The 15,350-nt window shown below is 66.3% G+C and carries 12 protein-coding genes; 5 read left to right on the top strand and 7 right to left on the bottom strand.

Annotated elements, in window-relative coordinates; all coding sequences use genetic code 11:
- The first annotated feature begins 167 nt into the window (after positions 1 to 167).
- Together CK620_RS13885 and uvrA are read left to right on the top strand one after the other, a co-directional pair.
- Positions 168 to 593, top strand: coding sequence for a hypothetical protein (locus CK620_RS13885; RefSeq protein ID WP_143326064.1), 426 nt, complete (start codon positions 168 to 170; stop codon positions 591 to 593).
- A 134-nt stretch (positions 594 to 727) separates the two neighbouring features.
- The gene (gene uvrA / locus CK620_RS10550; RefSeq protein WP_095550255.1) at positions 728 to 6,697 is read left to right on the top strand and encodes an excinuclease ABC subunit UvrA; all 5,970 of its coding nucleotides are present in this window, start codon (positions 728 to 730) and stop codon (positions 6,695 to 6,697) included.
- A gap of 6 nt (positions 6,698 to 6,703) precedes the next feature.
- Here the strand turns inward: uvrA and CK620_RS10545 are convergent, their stop codons facing one another.
- The 5 genes from CK620_RS10545 to CK620_RS10525 all read right to left on the bottom strand — a co-directional run bounded on the left by CK620_RS10545 (position 6,704) and on the right by CK620_RS10525 (position 10,381).
- The gene (locus tag CK620_RS10545) at positions 6,704 to 7,078 is read right to left on the bottom strand and encodes a hypothetical protein (protein WP_143326062.1); all 375 of its coding nucleotides are present in this window, start codon (positions 7,076 to 7,078) and stop codon (positions 6,704 to 6,706) included.
- A 22-nt stretch (positions 7,079 to 7,100) separates the two neighbouring features.
- Positions 7,101 to 7,415, bottom strand: a complete 315-nt coding sequence (locus CK620_RS10540; RefSeq protein WP_095550253.1) for a hypothetical protein — start codon at positions 7,413 to 7,415, stop codon at positions 7,101 to 7,103.
- A 136-nt stretch (positions 7,416 to 7,551) separates the two neighbouring features.
- Positions 7,552 to 8,340 (bottom strand): SDR family NAD(P)-dependent oxidoreductase, encoded by a 789-nt coding sequence (locus CK620_RS10535; protein WP_095550347.1) that lies wholly within the window; start codon positions 8,338 to 8,340, stop codon positions 7,552 to 7,554.
- Between the two features lie 16 nt (positions 8,341 to 8,356).
- Positions 8,357 to 9,871: a tripartite tricarboxylate transporter permease gene (locus CK620_RS10530; protein WP_095550252.1), complete on the bottom strand. Its 1,515-nt coding sequence runs from the start codon at positions 9,869 to 9,871 to the stop codon at positions 8,357 to 8,359.
- Between the two features lie 18 nt (positions 9,872 to 9,889).
- The gene (locus CK620_RS10525; RefSeq protein ID WP_095542394.1) at positions 9,890 to 10,381 is read right to left on the bottom strand and encodes a tripartite tricarboxylate transporter TctB family protein; all 492 of its coding nucleotides are present in this window, start codon (positions 10,379 to 10,381) and stop codon (positions 9,890 to 9,892) included.
- A gap of 456 nt (positions 10,382 to 10,837) precedes the next feature.
- Between CK620_RS10525 and CK620_RS10520 the strand changes: the two genes are divergently transcribed.
- The gene (locus tag CK620_RS10520) at positions 10,838 to 11,533 is read left to right on the top strand and encodes a Bax inhibitor-1 family protein (RefSeq protein WP_095542395.1); all 696 of its coding nucleotides are present in this window, start codon (positions 10,838 to 10,840) and stop codon (positions 11,531 to 11,533) included.
- 126 nt (positions 11,534 to 11,659) lie between these two features.
- Here the strand turns inward: CK620_RS10520 and CK620_RS10515 are convergent, their stop codons facing one another.
- Entirely contained in the window at positions 11,660 to 12,178 is a 519-nt protein-coding gene (locus CK620_RS10515) for an FKBP-type peptidyl-prolyl cis-trans isomerase (RefSeq protein WP_095550251.1), read from the bottom strand.
- A gap of 113 nt (positions 12,179 to 12,291) precedes the next feature.
- On the opposite strand from CK620_RS10515, the gene CK620_RS10510 reads away from it, so the two are divergent.
- Both CK620_RS10510 and CK620_RS10505 read left to right on the top strand, forming a co-directional pair.
- On the top strand, positions 12,292 to 13,452 hold the full coding sequence (locus CK620_RS10510; protein ID WP_095542429.1) for a JmjC domain-containing protein: 1,161 nt from the start codon (positions 12,292 to 12,294) through the stop codon (positions 13,450 to 13,452).
- Positions 13,453 to 13,641: 189 nt separating this feature from the next.
- Entirely contained in the window at positions 13,642 to 14,211 is a 570-nt protein-coding gene (locus CK620_RS10505) for a hypothetical protein (RefSeq protein WP_095550250.1), read from the top strand.
- A 70-nt stretch (positions 14,212 to 14,281) separates the two neighbouring features.
- Here the strand turns inward: CK620_RS10505 and CK620_RS10500 are convergent, their stop codons facing one another.
- Entirely contained in the window at positions 14,282 to 15,229 is a 948-nt protein-coding gene (locus CK620_RS10500) for a YbhB/YbcL family Raf kinase inhibitor-like protein (RefSeq protein WP_095550249.1), read from the bottom strand.
- Between the last annotated feature and the right edge of the window lie 121 nt (positions 15,230 to 15,350).

Here is a 15,350-nt window from a genome sequence, read left to right as displayed (position 1 = left end):
CCGCGTACATCCAGGCCTGCAAGCCCCAAGCTGGGGACAAGGTTGATGCCGCAACACGCGAGGCCACAGTCCAAGCCTTGCATGCCCCTTTGGCGCGCCTTGGCTTGCAACGCCACACATTGGTTTGGAAGGCCTGGGACGCAAACGCCGCGCAGTCTGAGCCCACCGTGCACACGCACACCCAGTTCGAGCCCGGCCCGCGTGAGCGCGTCTACAAAGCGGGCCCTGATGGCCTGGAGCTTCTTCACATTCGCCTCGATGCAGACACGGTATGGAAAAAGACCCAGGATGGCGTCTGGAGGCAAGAGCCACTGCCCAGGCCAGCGCCCAGCGCGGCTTATCTGGCCCAGCACGCCATCTTGGCGGTGCAGCGCAGCACCAGCCGCACCGGCGCGCCGATACTGACAGTGCACAGCAAGAGCGAGCTCGGCCAGCTCCAGTTGGAACAGCGTCTGAGCATCGACACCCAGCGCGGCTTGCTGCTGCACATTGACCAAACCATCCCAGGCTTTTCCAGGCAGACTTTCGAGTTCGACTGGGATACAGCGTTTGAATCCATCACGCCCTCGCTGAAGGGGCTTGAAAACCATTGAAGCCCTGGCACACAAGGCCAATCCATCCACAACCACTTCGCCGAAACTTTGCCCAGCATCTGGCAGAACGCCCGCGATTTCCATTCCAAATTCGCCCTGCCCAGGCCCGCGCACGCCCCTGGCACGCCCCACGTATGCCCCGCTCCGACGCCCCCTCCTCCGACACCCCAAAAACCAGCCCAGCCAGCCCAGCGGCCCCGCAGCCACAGGCCATCCGCATCCGTGGCGCGCGCCAGCACAATTTGCAGAATCTGGATGTGGACATCGCCCCCGGCACGCTGACGGTGGTCACCGGCCCCAGCGGCAGCGGCAAGTCCTCGCTGGTGTTCGACACGCTCTACGCCGAGGGCCAGCGCCGCTATGTGGAGACGTTCTCTGCCTACGCGCGGCAATTCCTCGACCGCATGGACAAGCCCGCGGTGGACCGCATCGAGGGCGTGCCGCCGGCCATCGCCATCGACCAGACCAACCCGGTGCGCAACAGCCGCTCCACCGTGGGCACGATGACCGAGCTCAACGACCACCTGAAGCTGCTGTTTGCGCGCACAGCCCAGCTCTACGACCGGCAAACGGCCCTGCCGGTGCGCCACGACACGCCGCAAAGCGTGTACGCGGCCTTGCAGGCGCGCTTCGGCAAGGAGGGCTGCAAGGGGGATGGCAAAGAGGATGGCCAGGGCGCAGGCGATCCGCGCCTGGTGGTGACCTTTGCCGTGGAGCTGCCCGCCGACACCAGCGAGGAGCAAATGCAGCAGTGGCTGGCCGCCAGCGGCTACACCAAGGTGCAGGCCCAGCGGCTGGTGCAGGTGGAGCAGGCCGCAGCCACTGCAGCCACGGCCAAGGCCGTGAAGAAAACGGGCAAGGCCGCCAAAGCAAGCCCCGCCCCGGCGCAGCGCAAGGTGCTGGATGTGGTGGCCGATCGCTTTCGCCTCTCGCGTGCCGAGCCAGCGCGGGTGGTCGAGGCGCTGGAGACGGCCTTCCAGCGCGGCCACGGGCGGCTGGCGGTGTATGTGCTGCCCGAGGCTGAGGCCGAGGGCGAGGCCGCAGCGCCCGAAATCCTGCACTTCTCCCAGGGCCTACACTGCCCCGAAAGCCAGTTGCGCTATCAGGAGCCCACGCCCTCGATGTTTTCCTTCAACTCCCCGGCCGGGGCCTGCGAGGCCTGCCGGGGCTTTGGCCGCGTGATCGGCGTGGACTGGGGCCTGGTGATCCCCGATGAGCGCTTGAGCTTGCGCCAGGGCGCCATCAAGGCCATCCAAACCCCGGCCTGGAAGGAGATTCAGGACGATTTGCTGCGCCACGCCGAGAGCTGGAGCATCCCGCGCGACACGCCCTGGCGGGACTTGACGCCCGAGCAGCGGCACTGGGTGCTGCACGGCGCGCCGGACTGGAACGGCAAGTGGACGCAGAAGTGGTACGGCATTGCGCGCTTTTTCGAATACCTGGAGAGCAAGGCCTACAAGATGCACATCCGCGTGCTGCTCTCCAAATACCGCAGCTACACCACCTGCCCGGCCTGCGCAGGCGCGCGGCTGAAGACGCAAAGCCTGCTCTGGCGCGTGGGCACCAAGGTGGCGGCGGATGCGGCCCTGCCCGCTGCGCAGCGCTTCATGCCCGCAGGCGTGGGCTGGAGCCGCGCGCAATTGGAGGCCCTGCCCGGCCTGTGCCTGCACGATCTGATGCAGTTGCCGCTGGCGCGGCTGGCGCACTTCATGGCCACCCTGGCGCCGCCCGAGGATGACGACGGCGCCCAAGCCCAGGCCACGCGCATGCTGTTGGCAGAAATCAACGCGCGGCTGCGCTTTCTCAACGAGGTCGGCATTGGCTATCTGACGTTGGATCGGCAAAGCCGCACCTTGAGCGGCGGCGAGGTGCAGCGCATCAACCTGACGACGGCGCTGGGCACCTCGCTGGTCAACACCTTGTTCGTGCTCGACGAGCCCAGCATTGGCCTGCACCCGCGCGACATGCAGCGCATCAACCAGGCCATGCTGCGCTTGCGCGATGCGGGTAACACGCTGGTGGTGGTGGAGCACGACCCGGCGGTGATGCTGGCGGCCGACCGCATCATCGACATGGGGCCGCGCCCAGGCAGCGGCGGCGGGCGCATCGTGTTCGACGGCACGCCTGCCGCGCTGCGCCAGGCCGACACGCTCACCGGCCAATACCTGGGCGGGCGGCTGCGCATCGACAGCCCGGCGCGCCGCGCCGTGCAGCCGGGCACGCCGCGTTTGCTGCTGCAGGGCGCGCGCGCCAACAACCTGCAAGGCATGGATGTGGAGTTCCCCTTGCAGCGCATGGTGTGCGTCACGGGCGTGTCCGGCTCGGGCAAGTCCACGCTGATCCAGGACGTGCTGGCCCCGGCGCTGCTGCGCGCCTTTGGCAAGGCCAGCGAAGCGCCCGGCGCGCACGATGCGCTGCTGGGGGCCGACCACCTGGCCGATGCAGTGTTCGTCGATCAATCGCCCATCGGCAAGACGGCGCGCTCCAACCCGGCCAGCTACGTGGGCGCTTGGGATGCCATCCGCAAGCTCTTTGCCGATGCGCCGCTGGCGCGCCAGCGCGGCTACACGGCGGCCAAGTTCAGCTTCAACAGCGGCGATGGGCGCTGCCCGGTGTGCGGCGGCAGCGGTTTTGAGCATGTGGAGATGCAGTTCCTCTCCGACGTCTATCTGCGCTGCCAGGAGTGCAACGGCAGCCGCTACCGCCCCGAGGTGCTGGAGGTGCAGATCGAGCGCGGCGGCCAGGCGCTGAACGTGGCCGACGTGCTGGCGCTGACGGTGGACGAGGCGCTGGCGTGCTTTACCGCCGATCGCGAGGTGCTGCGCGCCCTGCAACCGCTGGCCGACGTGGGGCTGGAATACCTGCGCCTGGGCCAGAGCGTGCCCACGCTCAGCGGCGGCGAGGCCCAGCGCCTCAAGCTCGCCGGGCACCTGGCCGAAGCCGCGCAGCAGGCCAGCAAAAGCCGCCAGCCGCTGGCGCGCAAGGGGACATTGTTTTTATTTGACGAGCCGACCACCGGCCTGCATTTCGACGACATCGCCAAGCTCATGCGCGCGCTGCGCAAGCTGCTCGATGCCGGGCACTCGCTGATCCTGATCGAGCACAACCTGGACGTGATGCGCGCGGCCGACTGGATCATCGACCTGGGCCCCGAGGCCGGGGAAGCTGGCGGACGCATCGTGGTGCAAGGCGCGCCAGAAGAAGTGGCCCGGCACCCCGATTCGCTGACCGGCGCTGCGCTGCGCGAGTACGAGCAAGTATTGGGCCAGCCGCCCGCAGCCCACGCCACCCACGCCGCGCAGGGCCTGCACGTGGCTGAGCCGCAGGCCGTGTACGGCGCAAAAACGGCTGCGGCCCGGCGTCCGGCCACGATCGACATCGTCCACGCCCGCGAGCACAACCTGAAAAACCTCAGCGTCTCCATCCCGCGCGGGCGCTTCAACGTCATCACCGGCGTGTCCGGCTCGGGCAAATCCACGCTGGCCTTCGACATCCTGTTTGGCGAGGGCCAGCGCCGCTATCTGGAATCGCTCAACGCCTACGCGCGCTCCATCGTGCAGCCGGCCAGCCGCCCGGATGTGGACGCCGTGCACGGCATCCCGCCCACGGTGGCGATCGAGCAGCGGCTCTCGCGCGGCGGGCGCAAATCCACCGTCGGCACGGCCACCGAGGTCTGGCACTACCTGCGCCTGCTGTACGTCAAGCTGGGCGTGCAGCACTGCGTGCACGACGGCGCGGCGGTGCAGCCGCAATCGCTGGACGCCATCGCCGCCCACGTGCTGCGCCAACACCGCGGCCAGCACATCGGCCTGCTGGCGCCGCTGGTGGTGGGCCGCAAAGGCATTTACACCGAGATCGCCGAATGGGCGCGGCTGCGCGGCCACACGCATTTGCGCGTCGATGGCGCGTTTGTGCCCACCGCGCCCTTCCCAAAGCTGGACCGCTACAAGGAACACCACATCGAGCTGCCCGTGTGCAGCCTGGATGCCACGCCCGCCAACGAGGCGCTGCTGCGCGAGCAACTGGCGCTGGCGCTGCAACACGGCAAGGGCGTGGTGCAGGTGCTCAGCGGCATCGGCCAGCCAGATGGCCCCGGCGGCCTGGCTGCCGCGCTGGCGGCCGACCCCAGCGGCCAGGGCACGCGCGGCCTGGGCCAGATCGAAAGCTATTCCACGCTGCGCGCCTGCCCGCAATGCCATACCTCGTACCCCGAGCTGGACCCGCGCCTGTTCTCCTACAACAGCGCGCACGGCTGGTGCCCCGACTGCGTGGGCACGGGCCTGGCGCTGACGCGCGAGCAGCGCCAGGCGCTGGACGACTCCGCCCCGCAGGACGAGCGCGGGCGCGAGCGCAGCTTTGACGAGCCAGACGTGGAAGGCCTGGACGACGCTGCCTGCCCCGCCTGCCAGGGCACGCGCCTGAACGCCACCGCCCGCGCCGTGCGCTTTCACGGCATGGCCATTACCGACCTGGCGCAGCGAACCGTCAGCGAGCTGCGCGCCTGGGTGCAAAGCCTGCAAGCGGGCAGCGCCGCCGACGCACTCAGCCTCCGCGAGGCCGAAATCGCCCGCGACCTGCTGCCCGAGATCCGCTCCCGGCTGGAGTTTCTGGAACAAGTCGGCCTGGGCTATCTCACGCTGGATCGCGGCGCGCCCACGCTCAGCGGCGGCGAGGCCCAGCGCATCCGCCTGGCCGCGCAACTGGGCAGCAACCTGCAAGGCGTGTGCTACGTGCTGGACGAGCCCACCATCGGCCTGCACGCGCGCGACAACCGCATCCTGCTGGGCGCGCTGCAGGCCCTGAGCGACAAGGGCAACACCCTGGTGGTGGTCGAGCACGATGAGGACACCATCCGCAGCGCCGACCACCTCATCGACATCGGACCCGGCGCGGGCGTGCGCGGCGGCAGCATCGTCGCCCAGGGGCGGCCCGATGCCGTGGCGCAGCACCCCGACTCGCTCACCGGCCGCTACCTGCGCCAGGCCATGCGTCACCCGTTTCGCCCGCGCCGCGCCGTGGGCGCGGACAGCCCCGCGCTGCGCCTGCAAGGCGCCAGCCTGCACAACCTGCAAGGCGTCAACGCCTGGGTGCCGCTGGGGCGGCTGGTGGCGATCACTGGCGTATCCGGCTCAGGCAAATCCACGCTGGCGCGCGAAGTGCTGTTGGCCAACGTGGCGCGCCTGGTCGGCCAGCAGGCCAGCAAGGCCGGGCGCGAAGCCCTGCGCGAGCGCGGCGCGGCCGGGCAGTTGCAACACCTGCGCGGCCTGCAAGGCTTCGAGGGCATCGACCGCGTGCTCGAAGTCGATCAAACCCCCATCGGCAAGACGCCGCGCTCCTGCCCGGCCACCTACATCGGCTTTTGGGACACGGTGCGCAAGCTCTTTGCCGACACGCTCGAAGCCAAGGCGCGCGGCTACAGCGTCAGCCGCTTCTCCTTCAACACCGGCGAGGGCCGCTGCCCGGCCTGCGAAGGCCAGGGCATGCGCACCATCGAAATGAGCTTTCTGCCCGATGTGAAAGTGCCCTGCGAGCTCTGCCACGGCGCGCGCTTCAACCCCGAAACCCTGGCCGTGACCTGGCGCGGCAAGCACATCGGCCAGGTGCTGCAAATGGAGGTGGACGAGGCCATCGGCTTCTTCGCCAGCATGCCCGCCATCGCCCATCCGCTGCAACTGCTGCAAGACGTGGGCCTGGGCTACCTCACCCTGGGCCAGCCCAGCCCCACCCTGAGCGGCGGCGAAGCCCAGCGCATCAAGCTCGTCACCGAGCTGGCCAAGGTGCGCGACGACATCACCCGCCGCGGCAACAAGGCCCCGCACACCCTGTACGTGCTGGATGAGCCCACCGTCGGCCTGCACATGGCCGACGTGGAAAAGCTCATCGGCGTGCTGCACCGCCTGGTCGATGGCGGGCACAGCGTGGTCGTCATCGAGCACGATCTGGATCTGATTGCCGAGGCCGACTGGATCATCGACCTGGGCCCCGAAGGCGGCCAGGCCGGCGGCCAGATCGTCGCCGCAGGCACGCCCGAGGACGTGGCCGCCCAAGGCAGCCCGACTGGCCAGGCCCTGGCCCCGGTGCTACAACGGCCAGGCCCGTGCTGAACAGACTCAGACCTGGGCAGCGCGTTGCGCAGCGGCAATCAGCGCCGCATTGATGGCGGCCGCTTTCGATGGAGCGCCACGATCGAGCAAGGTTTGCAAGGCCCGGGCTGCCTCGGCAGAGAGCAGGCCACCGGGAATGCGCATGCTGCCCGCCTGGAGTTTGCGTTGCTCGTATGCGCCCTGATGCTTGCGTGCGGCCGCTTGCAGCTGTTCAGGGGTATGCACCTGGGCGAAATTGCCGCTGCGCGCATCCATCAATCCCTGGCGCAGGCCAGGGATGGGGTGGCCTGCATCGCGCTCGGCGGCGGCAACCAGCGCATCCACATCGAGCTTTTTCAGCGCCTGCATGGCCACCTGCAAGCCGTCACGGTTTTGGCCCATGGTCATACTCCTTGATTGAAAATCAAATGCCCGCTTTTTTCCGTTTGATGCCAATCTCAGCGGCCGAGAGGCTTTCACGCCCTGATTTGGCATAAATCGTCAACAGCACCACCACACCGCTTGCCAGCATTTCAAAATAAATGATGCGTGCGCCACCACTTTTGCCCTTGCCACTGGTAGCCCAGCGCACTTTGCGCATTCCGCCCGTGCCCACGACCAAATCACCGGCCAGCGGATTTTGGGCGATCCAGACATTGAATTGCTCGCGTTCCTCGGCGTAGAGGATCTTCACGACGCGGGCTTGGTATTCGGCAGCTTCAATGACGGTGGGCAGCATGAGGCATTGTTGACATAACGCGCGTTACCGTCAAGGTCCGCTTCGACTTCACTGCCCCAGGTGTACCGATGCACACGGCGACGCATCGGGCGCGGCCAGCAGCGCCTCTTTGCAAAACGAATCGTGAAAGCGGCCTTCAGCCTGCGCCGCCAGCGGCCACTTCGCGGATGTCGGCAATGGGTTGCTGGCCGAAATCGGGGCGCTGCAGGTAGGCCAGGATGCGGCGCGCCGTGTCCTCGGCGCTGCTGAGCTGGCCCTGGCTTTTCAGGGCTGCAAAGCGCGGCAGATCGGGGAAGTCCTGCGCGGCGGCGCTGCGCAGGTGGGTTTGCATGTCGGTGTCGATCACGCCCGGCGCCAGGGCGCAGACCTGCGCGCCCTGCGGCGTGGCGGCCTCTTCCAGCGCCAGGCAGCGGGTGAAGTGGTCCAGCCCGGCCTTGGCGGCGCAGTACGGGGCCTGCGAGGCCATGGGGCGGCGCCCCAGGCCGGAGGAGATGTTGAGGATTTTGCGCTGCCCGGCCCAGCCCTGGGTGGCGGCCAGGAAGGCTGCGCTCAGCAGCATGGGCGCCTCCAGCCCGACGCGCAGCGCCTGCGCCATGGCCGCCGGCTGGCTGCGCCGCAGCGGTGCAATGGGCGGGATCACGCCAGCGTTGTTGATGAGCGTGGCCACGCCAAAAGCCCCCGCCGGCTGGCTGCGCAGCCAATCCTGCAGGCGCTGCGCGGCCTGCTGCGGCTCGCCCAGATCAACGGTCCATTGCTCCAGCCTGGCGCCAGCGCGCTGGGCCTCGGCAACCAGGCCAGCATGGGGCTGGCGCGCCATGGTCAACAGGGTCTGGCCGGGCTGCAGCAGTTGCCGCGCCATGGCCAGGCCCAGGCCGCGCGAGGCGCCGGTGAGGATCGTCAACGAAGCGGGCTGGGCGGTGGGCATGGCGTTCGGCATTGCATCAATCTTCGACGAAGGCCTCCTCGCGCTTGCTGCGGATCGATGGCAGCAGCACGATGATCAGCAGCAGTGCAGCTGCAATCAGCAGGCCGGCGGAGATCGGGCGCGTGACCAGCACGGACCAGTCGCCGCGCGAGAGCAGCAGCGCACGGCGCAGGTACTCCTCCATCATCGGCCCGAGGATGAAGCCCAGCAGCAGCGGCGCGGGCTCGACCGCGAGCTTGTGGAACAGATAGCCGACGAAGCCGAAGATGCCCACCATCCAGATGTCGAACACGTTGTTGTTGGTGGTGTACACGCCCAGCGCACAGAACAGCACGATGGAGGGAAACAGCCAGTTGTAGGGCACGGTCAGCAACTTGATCCAGACGCCGATCATCGGCAGGTTCAGGATGATGAGCATGGCGTTGCCGATCCACATCGAGGCGATCAGGCCCCAGAACAGCTCGGGGTTGCTGGTCATGACCTCGGGGCCGGGCTGGATGTTGTGGATGGTCATGGCGCCAACCATCAGCGCCATCACGGCATTGGGCGGGATGCCCAGCGTCAGCAGCGGGATGAACGAAGCCTGCGAGCCGGCGTTGTTGGCCGACTCAGGCGCTGCCACGCCGCGGATGTTGCCCTGGCCAAAGGGCACCTCGCCGGGCTTGAGCTTGGTTTTCTTCTCCAGCGTGTAGGACGCAAAGGAGGACAGCAGCGCGCCGCCGCCGGGCAGAATGCCCAGCATGGAGCCCAGCATGGTGCCGCGCAGGATGGCCGGCAACATCAGCTTGAAGTCCTCGGCCGTGGGCATCAGGCCGCGCACCTTGGTGGTGATGATGTTGCGGTTCTCTGGCGGGCGCGAGAGGTTGGCGATGATTTCGCCATAGCCGAACACGCCCATGGCGATGACCACGAAGTCGATGCCATCGGTCAGCTCCGGGACGCCCAACGAATAACGGGCCACGCCGGAGTTGATGTCGGTGCCGATCATGCCCAGCAGCAGGCCCAGCACGATCATGGCGATGGCCTTGAGCAGCGAGCCCGAGGCCAGCACCACAGCGCCGATCAGGCCCAGCACCATCAGCGAGAAGTATTCGGCCGGACCGAACATGAAGGCCACCTTGGTCAGCGGCACGGCAAAGGCCGCAATCCACAGCGTGCCAAAGCAGCCGGCGATGAACGAGCCGATGCCCGCGGCGGCCAGCGCCGGGCCGGCGCGGCCCTTCTTGGCCATCTGGTAGCCGTCGATCACGGTCACCACGGCCGCCGATTCACCGGGCAGGTTGACGAGAATGGCCGTGGTCGAGCCGCCGTACTGCGCGCCGTAGTAAATGCCCGCCAGCATGATCAGCGCCGAGACGGGCTCCAGCCCATAGGTGATGGGCAGCAGCATGGCAATCGTCGGCACCGGGCCCAGGCCGGGCAGCACGCCGATCAAGGTGCCCATCAGGCAGCCGATGAAGGCATACAGCAGGTTCTGGGCGGTGAAGGCGACGCTGAAGCCCAGCGCCAGGTGGTCAATCATTTCAGTCATGCATGCACTCCCGCTGGCTCAACCGATGAAGCTGGGCCATACGGGCAGCACCAGCCCCAGGCCTTTGATGAATACAAAGTAGCTGCCCGCCGCCAGCACCGTCGCCAGGATCAGGCTGGTCTTGAATGACGGCTGGTGCGCCGCGCGGCTGGCGATGATGGTCAGCACGTAGATTGCCACCATCAGCCCGAACGAGGGAAAGCCCAGCTTGGGCAGGCCCACCAGGAAAATGCCGAACGCAAAGTTTGCCGCCAGCACGTAAAACAGCGGCTTCCAGGCCCAGCGCCCCACCGGATCGCCATCGGGCGGGCCGTTGCGGCGCAGCACGGAATTGAGCATGATCAGCGCCCCCAGGGCCGCAAGCAAAATGCCCAGCATCAGCGGAAAATAGCCTGGCCCCATGCGCGCAGCCGTGCCAATCGAGTAGGACTTGGCGCCCACTGCGAACGTCACGCCGATGATGGAAAACATCAGGCCCGAGAAAAAGTCTTTCTGGCTTTTGATCAGCACTCCAGATCTCCTTGAACACACTTTCGTGGTGAGTCGGGTTGCAATGGCCACATTGCGAGGGCGGTATTGTGCCTACTTCGAGCCAGCCTGCACTCCAGATCAGCCCCAATTTGTCACAATTGATCGAGCATTGGCAACAAACACACAAGCCGCCAAAGCGGGGCGAGCGCCTGCCGGGCCAGACGTTTGCGCAGCGCGATGAGCAGCCAGCCCCCTGCCACTGTCCTCGCCCATCAATCACTTTAGGCAAACACCCATCAAAACCGCCAAAAACAGCGGCAATGCCTGCAAAAAGCATTCGATCTGCGGGGAAATGCGCTGTCAGAGCGCCCAGCAGCCAGGGCTGCCGCTAGAATCCGCCGCAATCTGCTCGCACCGCCCGCGCACCCCTTGCGCGCCAGCGGATTGTCGCAGCCCACGTTCCATCCCTTGCAGCTTGACAGAAAGGTCATCCGCATGAATCCCTCCTTCAATTCCTACAACGGCAGCGCCCACTACCAGGCGGCCACGCAACAGCGCAACCGCGTCATGCGCAACACCTATTGGCTGCTGGCACTGTCGATGATCCCGACGGTTCTGGGTGCCTACGTTGGCCTGGCCACCAATATGACGGCGGCGCTCTCGGGCGGCCTGGGCGCGATCGTGTTCCTGGCAGGCGCGTTCGGCTTCATGTTCGCCATCGAGAAAACCAAGAACTCAGGCCTGGGCGTGGTGCTGCTGCTGGCCTTTACCTTCTTCATGGGCCTGATGCTCTCGCGCCTGCTGGGCGTGGTGCTGGGCATGAGCAATGGCTCGCAACTGGTGATGACCGCCTTTGCCGGCACCGCAGGCGTGTTCGCCACCATGGCCACTGTGGCCAGCACGACCAAGCGCAGCTTCGACGGCGCAGGCAAGTGGCTGTTCGTCGGCGCCATCGTGCTGCTGATCTCCGGCCTGCTGAACATCTTCGTGTTCCAGTCCACCGCGCTGTATGCCGCCACCTCCACCGTGGCCATCGTTCTGTTCAGCTTCTGGCTGCTGTATGACCTCAAGCGCATCGTCGATGGCGGCGAGGTCAACTACATCTCGGCCACGCTGTCGCTGTACCTGAGCCTCTACAACATCTTCCAAAGCCTGCTGGGCCTGCTGGGCATCTTCGGCGGCGAGGATTGATACCCGCCAGCAAGAAAGCCCGCTGAAACGACAATGCCAGCGCCCCGCAAGGGCCGCTGGCATTTTTTTGCGCCACTGCCACACAAAAAAACGTGCACACAATCGCGCGACAAGCCGTGAATGGAATCAGTGCAGCAAGGGCGGCTCCTGCGGGGCGATGCGGAAAAAGCCCGTGCCAGCCGATTGCAGGCGCTGTTCATCGGCAGTGCTGGGCCGCACGCTGTGCACCTTCAGCGCCAGCTGCAGCGCAATGCCCGCCAGAGGGTGGTTGCCATCGAGCACGACGTGCTCCGGGTACAGCTCGGTCACGGTCAACAGCGCATCGGCCGGGGCATCCGATTGCGCGCCCGGCGGCAGGGCGTTGCCTTCGAGCACCATGCCCTCCTCCAACTCGGCTGGAAACAGCGCGCGCGCTTCCAGATATACCAGAGCCTCGTCGTAGTCGCCAAAGGCGTGCTCGGGCTCCAGATACAGATTCAGCGCTGCGCCGGCCCGTTGGCCCAGCAAAGCCTGCTCGATGCTGGGCAGCAAGTCCTGCCCGCCCACATAGAATTCGACCGGCTCGCGCAGCTCGTCCAGCACTTCGCCCAGGCTGTCCTTGAGTGTCCAGGTCAGCGCCACTACGGTGTTGTTCATGATTTCCATGGCGGGCGATTGTCGCAGTTTTGCCGCCCTTGCCTGCCAGACCTTCCTGAAAGCCTGTTCAAGATCTTGCAGGGATTTTGAACCGCTTCCCCAGTCTCTTTGCCATGTCCCCGATTGCTCTTGATACCCCTCTGGCCCTGCTTGGCGGCCTGACGCCAGCGCGCTTCATGCGCAGCCACTGGCAGCGCAAGCCGCTGCTGATCCGCCAGGCCATCACCTCCTTCACGCCCCCGGTCGATGCCCAGCGGCTGTTCGCCCTGGCCGCCAGCGAGGCCGTGCAGTCGCGTCTGATCACACAGACCGCGCGCGGCTGGGCCCTGCGCCACGGCCCCTTCAGCCGGCGCCAGCTGCCGCCGCAATCGCGTCCGGGCTGGACGTTGCTGGTGCAAGGCGTGGATCTGCACGACGCGCAAGCCCACGCGCTGCAGCAGCAGTTCGCTTTCATCCCGCAGGCCCGACTGGACGACCTGATGATCAGCTACGCCAGTGACGGCGGCGGCGTCGGCCCCCATTTCGACAGCTACGACGTCTTTTTGCTGCAAGCACAAGGGCGGCGGCGCTGGCGCATCGGCAAGCAAAAGGACTTGCGCTTGCAACAAGGCGTGCCACTGCGCCTGCTGGAGCATTTCGAGGCCGAGCAGGAATGGCTGCTCGAACCCGGCGACATGCTGTACTTGCCGCCGCGCTACGCCCACGATGGCATTGCCGAAGGCCCTGGCTGCATGACCTACTCGATCGGCTTTCGCTCACCAGGCCGCCGTGAGCTGGCCGCCACCTTGCTCGAACGCCTGGCCGAACCCGACTGGGATGAGGACACGCCCGCCAGCAGCAACGCCCACGCCGCCGTGCTCTACCGTGATGCAGGGCAACCGGCCACGGCCCAACCCGGCGCCATTCCGCCAGCCATGCAGCAATTTGCGCGTGACGCCATGCTACGACGCTTGCAGCAGCCCCATGCCATCGAGCAATTGCTGGGCGAATACCTCAGCGAACCGCACCCCAGCGTGGTCTTTGAAGGCGACGACGCCCCGCTGCCGCCGGCCCAGGGGCAGGCCGGCATCGCCCTCGGGCGCAAGAGCCGCATGCTCTACGACGAGCGCTTTCTCTACGTCAACGGCGAGAGCTGGCGCATCGGCGGGCGCGACGCCGCGCTGCTGCGTCAACTGGCCGACACGCGCTGGCTGGCGCAGGCGCAATACCAACGCCTCAGCCCTGGCGCCCAGGGCGTTCTGCAGGAATGGGCCGAACAGGGCTGGCTGTTCTTCATGCCTTGAGCGTGCCAAGCGCCTGTGCTCAACATCGTCAATGGCGCACGGCCCAGTTTGGGATGGCTGCAAGGCGCAAATTTGCAGGCGCAGCAGACTGCCCAACCCTGGAGCGCGGCGCAAGGATTTCGAGCACAGGCCTCAGGCCCTGGGCGATACTTGTCCCCAAGCGCAGCATCACGCAGAAAGAGGGAAACCATGCAGCACGAGCAACACCACCGCGCAGCAGCGCCAGCCCAGGCCGCCAACGCCAACGCCGATGCCGCCACCCCAGCCAGCGCCCCCCACACCGAGCGTTACGCCATCAGCGGCATTGCGCAATGGCAGCAAACGCTGGAGAAATTCCTGCGCACGGCCGAGCAGCAGGCCTGCCCGCGCATCATCTGCTGCAGCCCGGACTTCTCCGGCTGGCCGCTGTCCAGCGCCCCGCTGCTGGACGCACTGCAGGATTGGCTGCGCCCACAGCGCCAACTGATCCTGATCGCCAACCAATTCGACACGCTGATCCGCCAGCAACCGCGCTTTGTGGCCTGGCGCACCCGCTGGGATACGGTGGTGCAAGGGCGCAAAGTGGCGCGCCAATTCACGCGCGAAACCCCCAGCTTCGCGCTGGCGGGCAGGCAAAGCATCTGGTTGAGCAACCCCGACTTCTTCACCGGCATCTACGGCAATGATCCGGCCCTGGCCCAGCAAGTGGGCGAGCAGGCTCAGGAATGGCTGGAAAACCGCAGCAGCATCGGCTTTGCCAGCAGGACTTTGGGGCTGTAAGACTAGGGATTATGCACTTTGCGCTCTGACTGGAGCGCAAGGTGCATGACGCGCTTTAATTAAAAAATGCTCAATGTGGACGCCTGCGCAACCAAGATGCGCTCAGGCTGGCCAAGGCCAATCCCAGCAGCAACACGCTCCATTGCCCCAGAGTGGGCACCGGCGTGGCACCGGCAGGCGTAGCAGCTGCCTGGCCTGGCTGGACGCCGTTGCGGGTAACCGCCGGCCCCTCCCCCACAGTGTTGCGCGCGGTCACAGCAAAGTCATAAGCCGTCCCATTGGTCAAACCCGTCACGGTACAGGTCCGCGCCGTAATGCCGGTGCAGCCAGGGTAAGCCGCGCCATCCACTGACACCGTATAGGTATAGCTGCTGGGATTGCCCGTGATCGGCGCTGCCCAAGACAGCACGACCTGGCCATCGCCAGGCGCTGCCTGCAGGTTTTGCGGCATACCAGGCAGGCTTGGCGGCGCCCAGGGCTGGCTGCTGTTGCGCGCCCGCTTGCCCTGCAAAGACGCCTGCTGGTTGGCTGGCACCGCAGCCAGGTCAGAGCTGGAGGGCTCGCCGCTGCCAACGGCCGTGGTCAGCGCGTACACCTTGAACACATAGGTGTGCTCCGCATTCGTCGGCGGACAGGGGCCGCCGTAGCCAGACGTGCCAAATTCGTTCTGGGCGCTGCTGCTGTTGTAGTTGCTCGCAGCGTCATGGGGCAGGGTCAGGCTGGTTTGCGCCGCCGGTACTGGAATGTCCCACACCTTCCAGTGCAGCCATGGAGCGGTTTGGTCGCGCATCTCGATGGCCAGGCGCTGCGTTCCAGCGGGAATGCCCGTGATCTCCAGCGGCGGCGACCAGTTGCTGCCATTGCACTGGCCAGCAAGGTTGTATGTGAATGGATCTGGAATGACGGTGTCGGCAGCAAAGGCTGGCGAAGTCACCGCCAGCTGCGCGTGCACACCGGCACAGCTCAGCAAGGCTGCGCCTGCGATCAGGCGCTTGCAAGAAAAAGACAAAGCGATCATCGGTTCTCCTGAAGGTCGGAATGGAAAAATCAATGTGCTCAATGACTTGCCAAGCGAATGGGAAGGCTTTTGAACTTTGAGCGAAATGTATTTTAACTAGATAATTTTTCTAGTATTACTT

This window comes from Vandammella animalimorsus (assembly GCF_002285285.1).
In the GTDB taxonomy this organism is placed as follows: domain Bacteria; phylum Pseudomonadota; class Gammaproteobacteria; order Burkholderiales; family Burkholderiaceae_C; genus Lampropedia; species Lampropedia animalimorsus.
The sequence above is the reverse complement of the archived record's forward strand: the minus strand, read 5'-3'. Positions and strand labels throughout refer to the sequence as shown.

Bases quoted from the DNA above. Each gene is read 5' to 3' on its own strand.
- CK620_RS10535 (WP_095550347.1), bottom strand. From the start codon at position 8,340: ATGCCCACCGCCCAGCCCGCTTCGTTGACGATCCTCACCGGCGCCTCG.
- CK620_RS10545 (WP_143326062.1), bottom strand. From the start codon at position 7,078: ATGGGCCAAAACCGTGACGGCTTGCAGGTGGCCATGCAGGCGCTGAAA.
- CK620_RS10515 (WP_095550251.1), bottom strand. From the start codon at position 12,178: ATGGAAATCATGAACAACACCGTAGTGGCGCTGACCTGGACACTCAAG.
- uvrA (WP_095550255.1), top strand. From the start codon at position 728: ATGCCCCGCTCCGACGCCCCCTCCTCCGACACCCCAAAAACCAGCCCA.
- CK620_RS10530 (WP_095550252.1), bottom strand. From the start codon at position 9,871: ATGACTGAAATGATTGACCACCTGGCGCTGGGCTTCAGCGTCGCCTTC.
- CK620_RS10500 (WP_095550249.1), bottom strand. From the start codon at position 15,229: ATGATCGCTTTGTCTTTTTCTTGCAAGCGCCTGATCGCAGGCGCAGCC.
- CK620_RS10505 (WP_095550250.1), top strand. From the start codon at position 13,642: ATGCAGCACGAGCAACACCACCGCGCAGCAGCGCCAGCCCAGGCCGCC.
- CK620_RS10520 (WP_095542395.1), top strand. From the start codon at position 10,838: ATGAATCCCTCCTTCAATTCCTACAACGGCAGCGCCCACTACCAGGCG.
- CK620_RS10540 (WP_095550253.1), bottom strand. From the start codon at position 7,415: ATGCTGCCCACCGTCATTGAAGCTGCCGAATACCAAGCCCGCGTCGTG.